Origin of the sequence: Burkholderia sp. BKH01 (assembly GCF_025685725.1) — a bacterium.
Lineage (GTDB): Bacteria > Pseudomonadota > Gammaproteobacteria > Burkholderiales > Burkholderiaceae > Burkholderia > Burkholderia pyrrocinia_C.
Genome location: NZ_JAOTQT010000001.1, coordinates 1 through 14,368, shown reverse-complemented (window position 1 = coordinate 14,368; position 14,368 = coordinate 1). Strand labels below are relative to the sequence as shown.

General features: G+C 65.5%; 12 protein-coding genes and 3 pseudogenes. 4 read left to right on the top strand and 11 right to left on the bottom strand.

What is annotated here, in order from left to right; all coding sequences use genetic code 11:
• Positions 1-165: 165 nt before the first annotated feature.
• Positions 166-1,089 (bottom strand): LysR family transcriptional regulator, encoded by a 924-nt coding sequence (locus OEJ37_RS00075; protein WP_175945783.1) that lies wholly within the window; start codon positions 1,087-1,089, stop codon positions 166-168.
• Between the two features lie 236 nt (positions 1,090-1,325).
• Positions 1,326-2,130, bottom strand: a pseudogene (locus OEJ37_RS00070) (IS5 family transposase).
• A gap of 215 nt (positions 2,131-2,345) precedes the next feature.
• On the opposite strand from OEJ37_RS00070, the gene OEJ37_RS00065 reads away from it, so the two are divergent.
• The 4 genes and pseudogenes from OEJ37_RS00065 to OEJ37_RS00050 all read left to right on the top strand — a co-directional run.
• Complete coding sequence (locus OEJ37_RS00065; protein WP_263342754.1) at positions 2,346-2,702, top strand: lysozyme inhibitor LprI family protein; 357 nt, start codon at positions 2,346-2,348, stop codon at positions 2,700-2,702.
• A 9-nt stretch (positions 2,703-2,711) separates the two neighbouring features.
• Positions 2,712-3,013 (top strand): annotated as a pseudogene (locus OEJ37_RS00060) (PAAR domain-containing protein).
• A 127-nt stretch (positions 3,014-3,140) separates the two neighbouring features.
• Positions 3,141-3,389, top strand: coding sequence for a hypothetical protein (locus tag OEJ37_RS00055; protein WP_263342753.1), 249 nt, complete (start codon positions 3,141-3,143; stop codon positions 3,387-3,389).
• Between the two features lie 176 nt (positions 3,390-3,565).
• Positions 3,566-3,718 (top strand): annotated as a pseudogene (locus OEJ37_RS00050) (ISNCY family transposase); the annotation flags it as partial.
• 144 nt (positions 3,719-3,862) lie between these two features.
• Here the strand turns inward: OEJ37_RS00050 and sctC are convergent.
• The 9 genes from sctC to OEJ37_RS00005 form a co-directional block, all read right to left on the bottom strand.
• Positions 3,863-5,683, bottom strand: coding sequence for a type III secretion system outer membrane ring subunit SctC (sctC, locus tag OEJ37_RS00045; protein ID WP_175947122.1), 1,821 nt, complete (start codon positions 5,681-5,683; stop codon positions 3,863-3,865).
• A gap of 116 nt (positions 5,684-5,799) precedes the next feature.
• On the bottom strand, positions 5,800-7,482 hold the full coding sequence (locus OEJ37_RS00040; protein WP_263342752.1) for a type II secretion system protein: 1,683 nt from the start codon (positions 7,480-7,482) through the stop codon (positions 5,800-5,802).
• A complete protein-coding gene (gene pilM, locus OEJ37_RS00035) occupies positions 7,482-7,961 on the bottom strand; it encodes a type IV pilus biogenesis protein PilM (RefSeq protein ID WP_263342751.1) in 480 nt (159 codons plus the stop codon). Before pilM ends, OEJ37_RS00040 begins: the two co-directional genes overlap by 1 nt.
• 36 nt (positions 7,962-7,997) lie before the next feature.
• Positions 7,998-8,549, bottom strand: a complete 552-nt coding sequence (locus OEJ37_RS00030; protein WP_263342750.1) for a type 4 pilus major pilin — start codon at positions 8,547-8,549, stop codon at positions 7,998-8,000.
• 32 nt (positions 8,550-8,581) lie between these two features.
• Positions 8,582-9,658 (bottom strand): type II secretion system F family protein, encoded by a 1,077-nt coding sequence (locus tag OEJ37_RS00025; RefSeq protein WP_263342749.1) that lies wholly within the window; start codon positions 9,656-9,658, stop codon positions 8,582-8,584.
• Positions 9,648-11,258, bottom strand: a complete 1,611-nt coding sequence (locus tag OEJ37_RS00020; protein WP_174416980.1) for a GspE/PulE family protein — start codon at positions 11,256-11,258, stop codon at positions 9,648-9,650. Before OEJ37_RS00020 ends, OEJ37_RS00025 begins: the two co-directional genes overlap by 11 nt.
• On the bottom strand, positions 11,255-11,743 hold the full coding sequence (gene pilP / locus OEJ37_RS00015; RefSeq protein WP_174417221.1) for a type IV pilus biogenesis protein PilP: 489 nt from the start codon (positions 11,741-11,743) through the stop codon (positions 11,255-11,257). Before pilP ends, OEJ37_RS00020 begins: the two co-directional genes overlap by 4 nt.
• A 13-nt stretch (positions 11,744-11,756) precedes the next feature.
• Positions 11,757-13,046: a type 4b pilus protein PilO2 gene (gene pilO2 / locus OEJ37_RS00010; RefSeq protein WP_263342744.1), complete on the bottom strand. Its 1,290-nt coding sequence runs from the start codon at positions 13,044-13,046 to the stop codon at positions 11,757-11,759.
• 11 nt (positions 13,047-13,057) lie between these two features.
• Positions 13,058-14,368, bottom strand: a 1,311-nt coding sequence (locus tag OEJ37_RS00005) for a PilN family type IVB pilus formation outer membrane protein (protein ID WP_263342743.1), incomplete at its 5' end; no start/stop codon positions are given.

Genomic DNA, 14,368 nt, shown 5'->3' with positions numbered 1-14,368 from the left:
CTCGGGCGCGCATCCGGCATCGGCTTGATCGGCTCTCGCACCGTTTGATGTCGTCAGCTTTTCTGACCGTCCTTGCTGCGGCATCCGCCCGGCGGATTCGCGGTCGGTGCCGTCGCCTGCCAGCCGCGCGCGATGTGCCGCCGATCGATCCGGCGCGGCGGCGCGCTACATGTCGAGCGCGCCGTCCGCAGCCCGCGCCATCGCCTTTGGCAGATACTCCTCGATGATCTTCACTACGACCTGTGTCTTCGAAGGAACGGGCCGCGTGACCGGCAGCAGCGCATGCAGGTCGAATCCCGGTACCGTGTAATCCGGCAGCAGCCTGACGAGCCGGCCGGATTCCAGGGCGTCGATGCAGACGTGTTCCTGAAGGACGCCGATACCCGCGCCGTTCAGCAGTAGCTCGTAGACCGGCCGCCAGTGGCTGGTGCTGATGACCACGTTGATCGGCGTCGGCCGCACCGATTTCGACGGGCTCATCAGGCGAAGCTGGCCGTCGTTGAAGAGCCCCGTGACGCGAATGAATGGGTGCCCGACGATGTCGGTCGGTTCCTCCGGCAGCCCGTGCTTTTCAATATAAAGCGGCGACGCGACCAATACGCGTCGTACGTAACCCAATCGACGCGCGACGAAATTGCCATCGCCGATCTGGCCGAGCCGCAATGAAATATCGACGCCCTCGGTGACGGGGTCGGTGATTTCGTCATTCAGGACGAGATCGATATAGAGTTGCGGATTATGTTCGCGGATTACCGTGAGGATTTCCGGCAGCACGACTTCGCCCAACCCATGTGGCGCGGCAATGCGAATGCGTCCACGCACGATCTTGTTGCCGAGCGTGACGACGGCCCGCGCCTCGTCGGCCGCGTCGAGCACGATCTTGCTTCGCTGATAGAACAGAATGCCTTCATCGGTGCACGACACCGCACGCGTGTTCCGGAGCAGCAATTTGACGCCGAGAAACCGTTCGAGTCGATCGACGCGATCGCTAACGGTAGGTTGGCCCAGGCCGAGATCTTTCGCGGCCCTCGATAAATTGCCACGCTCGACAACCCGCACGAATATTCGCATGGCCGCCAGCAAATCCATAGTCCCTCGATAATCGGAAGAATTTAGTTATTCTGGAAGACGAAAAAACAGGTTCGTCCGTTGTTTTCCGGCCGGCGGCGAGCGATGGAGCCCATTTGGAATGTTGCGATCTCGTTACGTGGGGCGGATGCGTAACTATACCCAATCCTGTCAACTTAAGCTGGAACTTTTGATGGAAAGGAAATTCAAAAATGCCGGAGGCGGTCTGGCGCGTCGTGAGCGGCAATTACGAGTCGCTAACGCAAGTCATCCACGAAGCGCGAGCAGATGACGGCGGTGGCCAGGAAGAGAAGTGCGACTTGAATATAGAGTCGGCGCTCGAATCAAATACGAAGTTTTCCGAAACCCGCAAACCATGCATGCATGCGCTCGACGACCCATCGATGTCGCCCGAGCCGCTCACTGCTTTCCACGTAGCGGCGGGCGATACGGGCCTTGATGCCACGCTGCTTCAGATAACGCCGGCAGCAGGCGAAGTCTTGGCCCTTGTCTGCATGCAACTTGCCCGGACGTTTGCGGGGCTGGTCGCTCAAGCCCGGCACCGCCGGGATGGCATCAAGCGTGGGCTCGAATGCCATCGAATCGTGTCGGTTGGCGCCCGTGACCGTAACAGCCAGAGGGATGCCGCGTGCGTCTACGACGATGTGCCGTTTCAAACCAAGCTTTCCCCGGTCCGTCGGGTTGGGGCCGGTTTCCTGGCCCCGGGGGACTGGAGACACTGGCGCCATCGAGGCTTGCGCACCTCCAATCAATCTGGTCGTGTTCACGTAATCGACGAAGCATCGCCAGATGCAATCGCTCCTAAACGCCCGCGGCTTGCCAGTCTCGTAAACGTCGCCAGCATGTCACGCCACTGCCGAAACCAAGCTTCTGCGGCAAGTTTTCCCATGGGATACCGGTTTGCAGGACATACAAGATGCCGTTCAAGGCTGCGCGGTCATCGACCGTTCGACGTCGACCGCCTTTGGGCGACGGTGTAAAAACCGGGATCAGCGGTTCCAGCGCTACCCACAATTCTTTGCTAATTTTGCATCTCGCCATACCGCGAGGATATGGCGTGTGCAGCCTCATGTCCAGGTTGTGTCAGCGACTCTAAATATACAATGGATGATGGTCGGCAATGCGTGATGTTCCAAGGAACTCGAAAGGAGGTTGACTCGCGCGGCACCTCTTATCTGTTCGTTATCGTGTTGGTTGAATGTTGAAGGGCCATAAAGCTTCCATATTCAGATGGTCACTAATACTTGGAGGGTGCCATGAAAAGAATCATCCCTTTGATGTTGTTATTGTTGTCTCTGAGTTCATTTGCTGAGGCGTGCATCGGCGGCGGGAATGTGTATGGCGATTTATCCTGTGCCGAGCGCGACCTGGCTAAATCAAAAAGAGATCTCAATGCGATTTATCAGAAGATATATTCGTCCACGCAGTACAAGAATGAGCTTGAGCAATCGCAGAAGGCTTGGCTTAATTACAGGGAAAGGCAGTGCAATGGTTATATTGCAGCCGAGGCTTCACAATCTCAAGGTGCTGGTCCCGGCCTGATTACGAAAGACTGTCTCGTCACGATCACCAGGCAGCGAGTTGATTATTTGAAAACTCTTCTCGAGAAATAGCAGGTTGATATGGGGAGTCTGATCCGTGTCGGGGACGATGTCGATCACTGGAAAGAGGTCGAAACAGGCTCATGAAGATGCGTTTTGATGGCCGTTTCGTTGCGAGAAAGGGTGACGTTGTCTCCTGCCCGCAGCATCCCGGTGTCTCACCGAATGTCATCGAGGCAGGCGATCCGTGGATGACGGACAACGGCGTGCCGATCGCCCGGCACGGCCACTGCGCCACGTATGGCTGTCACCTGATTTCGAGCCTCGTCCGAAACGCGACAAGGTTTGGCGCTCGGCCCCTTCCAAAAAACAATATTCAATAAAATCAAACGTTTCCCGACACGCCATTTTCTCGACCTGAACACGGCGTCGCCGAGCTCCTGCGGGGCGATATAATTCGCGATCCGAAGGCATTCGAGCCCGACCGCGAATACAAGAGAAGAAGCAGACATGGCTCCATCTCAACCGCATGCATTGCAGCGGCCGCCGGCTGAAGTCCTGTATGCCGACCAGCTCGCGGAACTGAAGGCGCAGGACGGCGCCCGTCCGCGACCGCCGGGCTGGCAGCTCAGCCTGACGGCCGCCCGCGCATTCATTGCCGGCGATCACTCGCTCGGCATCGCGCCGAAGATGGTAGCGCCGATCGCGAGCATCGAGCGCATGCTCGTCACACGCCAGACGGTGCCGGTAATTTTCTAAATGGAGCTGGCACGTCGTGCGGTCCTGGGTAGTTGGGGCCACTCCGACGCTCCAAAGCTCGAGCGCTGAGCAATCCATTATTTTACATAATATGTATTATCACCAAATTAGGTGTAAGAGCAAAGTTGTAATGTCGCATCTTGGCGTGCGGTCGAACGGCTGGAGTTGACGACGCGTACGTCGACGACGCGACGAGCCGGCTGATGATGCTGCACTTCACGCAGACCGAATCGACCTTCGGCTACTTCGAGGCGACGCGGGCATATCTGGAGCGCTACGGCAAGCCGGTGGCGTTCTACAGCGACAAGTCTCATTCGCCACGTGTTTCACTCGCAAGCGCTCGATCGAGTGCAACCAGCGTTAGACCGACAGCCCGCCGGGTTCCCACTGAGGGTCGACCGGCGGACGCGATTCGCGTCGATACCCCGCCCGCACGCTCGCCGATCGACACGGAGCAGCCGGCCGCCGCCCGTTCAAGGCTCGATCACACGCGGCGTCACGAGAAAGAGCCGCTCACTATGGCCGTCCTGTCTGTCGGTCGCGCGGAACAGCGCGCCGACGAGCGGCAGCTTCGACAGCACCGGTATGCCCGATTGCGTGCTCGAGCGCGCATCCACCTTGTAGCCGGCGATCAGCAGCGCCTGCCCCTGCTCGATGAACGCCTGCGTGTTGATCTCGTTCGACACGATCACCGGAATGTTGTCGACTGTTTGCTGCGACAGCTCGCCGTCGACGATCCGCACGTCGAGCTTGATCTGCGTGCGCCCGCCCTCCTCGACGACCATCGGCAGCACACGGAGCGACACGCCCGTCGAGATGCTGTACAGGTCGGCCGACGTGTAGCCCGCGACGCGCACGAAGAACTGCTTCTTGTTGTCCATCACCGCTTCGACGTTGTCGAGCGTCGTGACTTTCGGGCTCGCGTCGGTGCGTGCCTGGTTCGACGATTCGAGCGCGTTGATCCGCGCGAGCAGATAGCGGCCCGCGTCTCCGAGCACGGCCGTCAGCGACAAGCCGAACGGGCTCGCCGGCAGGCCAACCGAATCGTTGCCGGGCAGCGTGATTGAACCGAACGTGGGATTCAGCGAACCGTTCGCATACGAGTTCTGCGACGTGAGTCCCGTGCCCGTCTGCAGATCGATATGGCTGTTGTGTGCGCGCCAGTCGACGCCGAGCTGCTTGAGCGCGCCTTCGTCGATCTGGATGATGCGCGCCTCGATCTCGATCAAGCGTGGCTTCACGTCGAGGAGCGCGATCAGGTCCGGATACTGCGCCATGTGTTCGGGCACGTCACGCACGAGAATCGAGTTCGTGCGCGGATCGGCCTGGATCACCGGCAGGTCGGTCGAATCGCTCGAGCCCACCGGTACGCCGTTCGCGCCGCCGCTCGCGTCGGGCCAGCCGGCGCCCGACACGCGCGCCGCGCCCGGATTTGCGATCGCGGCGGCGACCATGCCGCTCGGACGCGGATCGCCGCCCTGACCGCCGAGGCCGCCGGCCGGCATGCCCGCGCCATCGCCCGACTGCGCGCCCTGCATGTACGGCGGCAGCGGCGGCAATTGCGGCACGCCGCCGCGCCCGCCGCCGAGATCCGTCATCGGCATGGCGCGGCTGATCGGCTTGCCGACCGTCGTCTGCGACGCGCGCTTGCCGTCACCCGGGTGATACATCCGGTTCAGCAGCGACGCGACGCCCGGCATCGTCACCGTCGTGCCGTCGACGTTGACGTCGCGGTCGGCGGCCCACGCGTGCTTCAGCGAGAACACGCGGATCGTCGTGCCGCCCGTGCGCGCGGAATTCTCGTCGAGCCGCGCGGCGACGCTCGTCACGAGCTCGACGTAGCGCGGCGGCCCCGCGACGAGCGCGGTGCGTTGCTGCGCGTTGTAGGTGACCGGATAGCGCGGATCGGCGACCTTCATCTGCTCGAGCAGGTCGCGCAGGTCGCCCGTGTTCGCGTGATCGAGCTTGACGAGCGTGCTCTTCATGTCGCTCGCGGGCGTCACGTACAGCACGGTGCCGTCGTAGTACCAGACGAAGCCGAACGATGCGGAAAGCGTGTCGAGGAAGCGCTGCGGCGACATCTTCATCTTGCCGCTGACGGCGCCGCTCACGCCGGGCGCGACGTTCGCCGCGATGTTCTGGCTCGCGGAGAGGTCGCGCAGCACGTCCTTCACGTCCTTGCCTTCCGCCGCGTATTGGATTTCGGTGCTGCGCCAGCGGATCGGCGCGGCATCGACGGAAAGGCTCGCAAGCGAGCACGTCAGGGACAGCAAAATGGAAATCTTGGCCTTCATGGTCCGTCCGGTGAGGACGCGCGGCCGTCGGTCGGACAGGCGCGCGCCGCGAATGGGAGACCCGTGCAGTTAACCGCATCCGGGCGCGGCGGCGGCCGCGCGCGGCGAAGGTCCGTTCAATAGAACGAATTGATGGTCCAGCCGGTTGCGAGCGGCGTCTGGAGGAAGGTCTGGCCGCCGCCGCAATAGGAGGACGTCCACGGCGTCTTCGCGTAGCCGTCGTACGTCGCCCATTTGCTCGAAAGCCTGACCGTGTATCCGCTGCGCGGCTCGGCGGCCACGTTCAGCGTGACGTTGATCGTCGCGGCGTCTTCGCGCAATTTCGGCGACTGCGCCTCGTTGTGCGCGATCACCTTGTCGCCCTGACGGTCGATGACTTCGACGACCAGACGCATCTGCCCTTCCCGCCCCTTCAGGTCGCAGGTCGCATAGCTCATGTGCATGTATGCGCTCACCGCGATCAGCCCGTTGTTGTCGAGATTCACCGGCCGGTCGATCGTGTACGTGTACGTGCCGTCCCGTTCGTACGTGATGAGCGGCGGATTCGGATACCCGCCACGGTAGGTGAACCCGCACGAAAAATCACTCGCGCCAGGCGTCTCCATCAGGATCGCGCATGCCGTGTCGGTGCCACCGATCTTGATCCCTGACTGCGGCAGCCACTTGCCGTCCTGGCATGACAGCACTTGTCCGTCCTTGCCCATCGATATGAGGCCGGCAGTTGGACGATTTTTGTCGGGCGCGCACGGCGTGTTGACGACGACACGCCCGGTGATCTCGTACTGGTTCGCGGAGACGACGCCAGGCACGATCAGGTTGTCGTTCTGATCGACCGCGAGCGCCTGCCAGGCGGCGCCCGTCCACGCATAGGCGCGGAATTTGTCGAGCGTGAGGCGCACGTCGCCTTTCTCGTTCGATGCATCGGTGGGCAGATCATTGGTCTCTTTGACAGGATCCTTCCAGTGACCGCCCGCGCCGCGCCACACGCCACTCTTGCAACTCAGCAGATTGCCGAGTGCGTCCGCGCCAAGCTTGCCGTTCGTGAAGTTGCCGGCCGTTCCGCAGTTCGCCGCGTCGGGGTCGCCGTCCGTGAACGTGTGCGTGAGCCAGATCGGCACCTGCATCGCGTTCGCCTCCGGGTGGCCGCCGACGCCAACGCGGTACAGGTAATCGCTGTTGATGTGCTGGCCCGGGCCGTTGAAGAAGATCTCGTTCGCGAGGTGTCCCACATTCGGCGGCGTGGCGCCGTTCGGACCGCAGGTTGGCGAGCTGCCGCCGAGAAACGTGCCGAGCGGCATCCGCCACGCGTCGAATGCGCCGCGCGCCTCATTCGGAAACGCCCTGCTGATCGAGCCGCCACCCGGCCCCGCACTCGCGGCGACGAGCCCGAGTTCCTTGTCGCCGATCGTCTCGCCGCCGGTCGTCACGACCAGCGCGTCGAGCCCGGTGCCGAGCGCGCTCCGCTTGACGAGTACGCACGTGTTCTGGCCGTATGCATTCGTTGGCCGAAGCGCTGCAGGCAGATCATTCGTCACCTGCAGATCGGCGAGCTTCATCACGATGGGCGTCTGCTTGTTCGCGCGCTGCAGCCAGGTATCGTAATCGCGCTGCAACGCCCGCGTGGCGGCGGCAGTCACCTGCGCCTGGTATTGCGCGACCTGCTGCGCACGCACGTCGTCCAGCGACGAATCCATCATCATCGCGATGCCGGCGAGCATCACTGCAGCGATTGCCAGCGCGCCGAGCACCTCGATCAGCGCGATGCCGCGCGCGCGGCGGCGGGAAGACTTGAAATGCATCAGTACGCTTGCCCCATCCAGACCGGCATGCCGTTCGCAATCTTCAACCCGGCGGGCAGCGGCACGCCGATCGCCGGCGCGTTCGGATTCGCGTTGCCAGGGCGCACGACCGCATTGCGATACGCGACGCCCGCGAACAGCGAACCGTCGGCGAGCATCGTGATTTCGCCCGTGATATTGACGGACGGCGCCGCCGACGCATACGCGACAACGGTGCCGTCCATGACGTAGTTGCGCCATAGCGGGTTCGCGCCCGGATACCACGCCGGAAATGAAAGCCGCATATTCGGCACCGCGCCGCGCGTGCCCGGATGCACGCGCGCGTAGTCGAGCGTCGCCTGCCGGTAGATGGCGAGGTTTTCGGCGAGCGCTTGCGCGGTGCGCGGCGGCTGCAGCGCGGGAATGGCGGACGGGCCTTGCAGCGTCGCATAGACAGCGGCGATCGACGCGAAGGCCAGTGCGACGGCGAGGGCGTACATAAGTGACGTGGGCGATGGCGAATGAGTCTGGTGGTGTCAGTTCGACGTCCAGACAATGGTGGCGCTATCGGTGCAAGCGCCCGTCGCAGCGCTCGGCGAGACCGGATAATCGACGGAATTTTCGCCAATCTTCGCCGATTTCCAGTTTCCGCCGGCCGTCAACGTGTTGACGCAGACTTCTCTCGGCACCTGCGTGTAAGTGACTGTGAAAGTCTGGCTCGCACCCTTCACGGTCACAGTCCCTCCCCACGTATTCGAAACACCGCCTTTGTCGTCCTGCGTCAGCGTCCCCGGAAACACCTTCGCCGCACTCAAATTCGCGTTCATCGACTCCGTGCCGTAGTTGTTCACCTGCCCCATGTAAAGCTTTTTGGTGCCCGTCTGAATCGCATTCAGATCCTCAGTCAGCCGATTCGTATTCGCGCTCGAGAACGCCGACCCGAGCAGCGCGATCGCGCCGACGATCACGATCGCCGCGACGCCGAGATACGCGATGCTCTCGAGCAGCGACGCACCGCGCTCCTTGCGGTGCCTCCGGCAGAAAGCCGGTGTGTGTCGATAGGCGGGAGGGTTGGCGAGTGGTTCCATAGTGTCTTCTCCTGAAGTGAAAATGCGCGACGTCAATGCATCGCGCGCGCCATCGTGGCGATTTCCTGCTGGATGCCGAAGAAGCCCGTCACGAGCCAGCCGATCAGCATCGCGAGCACGACGATCGCGATGCCGTTCAGCACGCGCATCTGCGCGGTAATCCGCGCGACGCCCTCTTCGAGCCATTCGTCGGCGAGCATCTTGAGCGCCGCGTCGAACCCGCCGTATTCGGCGTAGATGCACAAATCCTCGACGATCTCGCGCGACGGAAACTGATAACCGGCGTTGAGCAGCGCCTCGCCGGCGTTGAGGCCCGACTTCACGCCGACCAGCGTGTCGTCGATCCGCTCGCGCAGCCACGGCTCCGCGACCGTGCCGATTTTGAGCAGCGCCCTCTCGACCGTGACGCCCGACGCCTGCAGCGCCGAGAACGCGATCAGGAAGCTGCTGCCCGTGACGAGCCGGTAGATCGAATAAGGCGGCACGCGATCCGCGTAGATGCGCAGCGGCCCGCGCCAGCGCGGCAGCGACCACGCGAGCGCGGCGAGCACCGCAACGAGCGCCGCGACGACGACGAACATCCAGCCCTGCACGAACAGCGACATCAGGTACAGCGAGCGCGCGGCGCCGCGCCAGTGCGCAGGATCGGCGATCAGCGCGAACTTCGGGATCACGTGCGTGCCGAACAGGTACAGATAGCCGATCACCATCACGACGAGCCCGACTGGATACGCGACGCCACCCGTGACCGCGCGGCGGATCTTGCGGCTCGACTGCACGATGTCGGCGACCGACACGAGCGCGTCCTCGATATGTCCCGCCTGCTCGCCCGCCGCGACGATCATCTGCTCGGTCGCGGGCACCCATGCCTCCATCGCCTCCGACAGCATCCGGCCGTTCTGCACGGCGAGCCGCCAGTCGGACAGCACGATCGCGAGCGGCTCGCGCGGCTTGCGCCCTTCGCGCGACGCGCGCCATTCGAGTTCCTCCAGCACCTTGAGGAGCGGCAGCCCGTTGCCGAGCATCTTCGCGATCTTCCGATAGACGCGCAGCCGCTCGTCGGCATTCAGGCAGAACTTCGCCCAGCGGCGATTCAGCTCAAGTGCCATAGCTGAATCCGACGAGCGACAGTTGCTGTCGCGCTTCGCCCGCAACCGGCGCGAGCGTGCCGACGACGCGCTCGACGCCGCGCGGATCGACGAGCCCCGCCGCGACCTTGCGCAGCGCGTGCTCGCCAACCGTCATCCCGCCGCGCGTGCCGGTCCAGTACTCGAGCGCGCCGACCTTGTCGCCGTCGCGCAGGTATTCGAACAGCCGCGCGTCGGGCAGGATCACTTCGGCGACGACGGTGCGGCCGATCGTGCCGACCGTGCGGCAGTGCTCGCAGCCGTCGCCCGCGATGCACACGTCGTGCATCCGGCTGTCGAGCGCAAGCCGCAGCCGCGCGAACAGGCCCGGCTCGATCCGGTCCGGATGATCGACGAGCCGCAGCTTGCAATGCGGACACAGCAGCTTCACGAGACGCTGGCTGATGAGCCCGGAGATCACCGTGTGATCGGTGACCATCCGCGCGTGCAGGCCGAGATCGATCAGGCGGTCGGCGATCGCGAGCGCGCTGTTCGCGTGCACCGTCGTCCACACCTGGTGGCCCGTCATCGACGCGCGCAATGCCGTCTGCCCGGACGCGCGGTCGCGGACCTCGCCGATCATGATCGTGTCCGGATCGAGCCGCATCGCGTTCGTGATCGCCGCCGCGAACGCGAGCGCGCGCGCGTCCTCGGTCGGCGCGTTCGCGACGGGCGTCTGCACCGCGCCGTCGATCGGATATTCGATCGGGTCCTCGACCGTGATCACGTGCAGGCTGCCGCGCGACTCGTCGATCTGCGCGGCGAGCATCCGCTGCAGCGTCGTCGATTTGCCGGAACCCGTCGGGCCGCTGATGATGTTCATCCCGTGCGGCTGTGCGCGCAGCGCACGGAACGCCGCGACGTGCTCGGGCGCGAAGCCGAGCGCCGCGAGATCGGTCGCGTCGCCCGCATCGTTGTACAGGAGCCGCAGCACCATCAGGCTGCCTTCGTTGGTCGGCGTCGTCGCGATCCGCACGCCGTACAGATCGTCCGGCAGCTTGTCGCGGTCGCCGATGCTCGCGTCCTGACGTTCGCTCGGCCGGTAGCTGTTGTCCGACACGGTCGTCATCGCGCCGTACAGCGTCGCGAGCAGCCGCTCGCCGTGCTCGCGCGTGTGCTCGTTCACGCGCATGAGCTCGTTGTGGATCCGGAAGTAAACCTCGGTGCTGAAGCGGCGCACGCGGATATGGATGTCCGATGCGCGCTCGCGGCACGCGCGGCCGATCAGCTCCTTCGCGAGCACCTGCATCACCGTGTGATCGAGCCGCTCGCCGCCGCCCGCGGCGTTCTGCAGGTACGCCTCGCGCACCTGCATCAGCGTCGCGGGCGTCGGCCGGTACGGCCGGCCCATCCGGTCAAGCCGCGCGCGATACGACAGCACGAACGGATTCATCTCGTGGCCGTCGGCAATCAGGAGACGCCCGTCGTCGAGCAGGCAGACGAACTTGCGTTCCTCGACGCTCGCGGCGAAGTCGCCCGCTTCGCTGACGGCGCGCGGGCCGCGCGGCGGCGCGGCATCGCCGCTGGCGGGCAGCGCCGCGCGTACGGGCGGCGCGTCGGGTCGTTGCGCGGCGTGGCTCATGATCCGCTCGCCGGCAGTGCGGGCAGCATCGGCGGCGGCGCGGCCGGGTCGGCCGGCAGCGGCGGATTGCCCGCGTACGACGGCGACGCCGTCGACAGCCTCGTGGTGCGCCCGCGATTCGACACGACGACCGCACGCGGCTCGATCGCGACGACGCGTCCACCGTCCGGCAGCGCGTCGCCGCGCTGCACTTCGAATTCGGCGCCCCCGTTCATCCGCAGCGTCGCGAACGCGCGCTTGCCGACGCCTTCGATCGCCGTCACCGCGAACTGCCCGGCCGGCGCGCCGCCGCGCACGCGCGCGAGCTGCGCGGATCGCTCGGCTACCTGTTGCTCGGTCTCGAGCTTCTTCAGCTGCGCCTGCAGCAGCACCGTCTCGCTTTGCAACTGCGTGAGCCGCGCGGCGGTCGCGCCGTCGTCGTCGGACGACACGGGCCCCGCCGCGCGCACGGCGCCGGCGAGCACCGCCAGGCCAAGTGCGCACATCCATCGGACGCGACTATTTCGCATAGAGCACTCCTTCGAGAGTCCACTGATTGTTCTGGTAAGCGAGGCGCTGCACGCGCAGCCCCGGCACGTCGATCGCGCGCACGAACTCGGGCGGCGCGACGCCGCCGAGGCTCGCGCTCAGCCGGTACGCGCGCCACCCGACCGCGGCGGCCGCCTGCTGCGCGAAATTCGCGAGCGGGGCGCGCGCCGCCTGATCGGGAAGCAGCGGGTCCAGTTTAGCCACGGCATCGAGCCATTGGAGACGCGACAGAAGTTGCGTCCTGACAACCGAATCGTCGACGAGCGGCGTGTCGCCCGCCGTCGGCGCGGCGAGCGGCACCTCGAGCGTCGCGCGTTCGCCGTCGGTGTCGACGATCGCGTCGGGCTCCGCGGCGAGCAGGTAGCGCACGTTCGAGCCGTTGCGCGCCCACGTGTAGTGCGCAGCGTCCGGCGTGCATTCGTAGCGATCGAGCCGCCAGCCGCCCGGCGCGAGCCGGCCGAAGCGCGTCGTGCACGCGCGCGCGAACCCGACCGCATCGGGCAGCGCCGCCCACGGCGGAACGACGGGGCCGCTCTTCGCCTGCCGCGCGGCGAGCTCCGCGCGCACGCGTTCGAGCGCCGCCTCGCGTTGCTCGTCCTCGACCTTCGCGCGATGATGCCAATAGGCGAACGCGCCGCCGCCCGCGACGCACACGACCGCCGCGGCGACCAGCGCGGCGCGCGGAGACAAGCGCCGCTCGATGGGCCGCAACGCCCACCAGCGCTCGGTACGCGGCCGGCCGCCACGGCGCGGCAGCAGATCGTCGAGCCGCTTCGGCTGAAAATTCTGGAAGCCCTGCTTCTCGAGCTCCAGCTCGCCGATCACGACGTTCCAGCCGCCCCACGCGTAATCGGTATGAAGCCGTTCCAACGCTTCTTCGCGAGTACCGACCCAGTCGCCGTTCGGCATGAACGCGTGGTCGCGCACCGCGAAGTACGCCCAGCGTCCGTCGGGCAGCGCGAACGCGCCGAGCCAGTTCGGCGCGGGCTGCCGGCGTCCGTTGTAGAACGCGCCCTCGAGCGCGATCGCGCGCGACACCATCGCGCCGAGCGACAGATGCCCGGGCGCGAAGCCGTCGCGCGTGTTCGCATAGCCCGCCGCCGCGCCGCCGCGATCGATCCGCAGCACCATCAGGTCGAACTTCAGCTTCTTCGCGAGCTCGACTGCTTCGGCGCGCAGCTCGTTGCGCCTCGACAGCGATTGCCAGAACAAGCCGCCGACGAAGCGCTGGCGGCCGATTTGAATCACCTGCGCGCTCATTGCCGGCTCCGTCAGGCGCCGCCGCGCTGCGTGACGGGCGTGATCAGGATCACGATCACCTCGCGCGAGCGTTGCGCCTCGTAGCCGCCGCCGAGCGCGATCATCTTCGGCGTGCCGATGCCGCGCTCGTCGAGCGAATCGTTCGTGCCTTCGTAGCCGCTGATGACGAGCGTCTCGCCCGACTTCATCGCGACCCGTTGCAGGAAGTTGCGCATGTCGACGTCGGGCGTCTGGATCCGCGTCGCGCCGCTGCCCGTGCTGCTCGACACTTCCTTCAGCTGGAGCAGCGACGAGATGTTCGTCGAGAACTGCAGCATCACGGTGCCATCGTCGAGCACGTGCGGCAACAGCGTCATGTTGAAGCCCGTCGTTACGGTGCCCGGCGTGAGCGCGGTCGACGAGCCGACGTTCGCGGTGTTCGTCGTCGACACCGACGCGAGATAGCCCGTCTGCGTCGCGACCTGCACGGGCACCGGCTGGTTGTTGAGCGTCGTGACCGACGCCGACGTCTTGCGCCGCACCGTCCCCTGCTGCGACAACGCGTGAATCAGCAGCTTGGTGCCGTTGAAGCGGCTCGTCGGGCTGAGCACCGTCGCGGACAGATCGCCGGGCGTCACCGCGGCCGGCGTGAACGGGTTGGAGATCCCGAATTGCGCCGACACCGTCTTGTAGACGAGGCTCCAGTCGATCCCGTATGCGTCGCCCGCCTTCAGCGACACGCTGAGCACCGTCACGTTGAGCATCACCTGCCGCGACAGCGAGCGGTTCTGCTGCGTCATAAACGCTGCGACGCGCTCGATCACGTCGGGCGTGTCGGTCACCGAGATCGAGCCGGTCGCGGGCGACGCGACCGAGCTGCCGTAGCGCGACAGCATCGACTGGATCGCGCTCTGCAGCCCGTTGAACACGGACAACTGAGAATTCACCGCGGTGTTCGCCGAATTGTTTGCGGTGAGGCCCGTCGTGCCGGAGCCCGAGCCGCTTACGCCACCGCCCGAGCCGCCGGACTGCGAGCCGCCCGACGTGCCGTCGCTCGTCGCGCCGCTCACCACCGACGCGTTCAGCGACGAGTCGCCGGGAATCGCATTGACCTGGAACGTGCGGGTATCGGTGAAGAAGAAGCGGATCGTCCCCTGCTCGTATTTCCAGAAGACGCCGAAGCGCGCGCATGCCGCGTCGAGCAGGCCGCGCAGCGTGCCGCCCGTGTACAGGATGCGCGCCGGCGCGAACGACGTGCCGGCGCCGCCGCCGTCCGCGCCGCTGCCCGCCTTGCCGCCGCCGGACGACCCGCCACCCGGCATGCCGGGCGGCAGCGGCGGCAC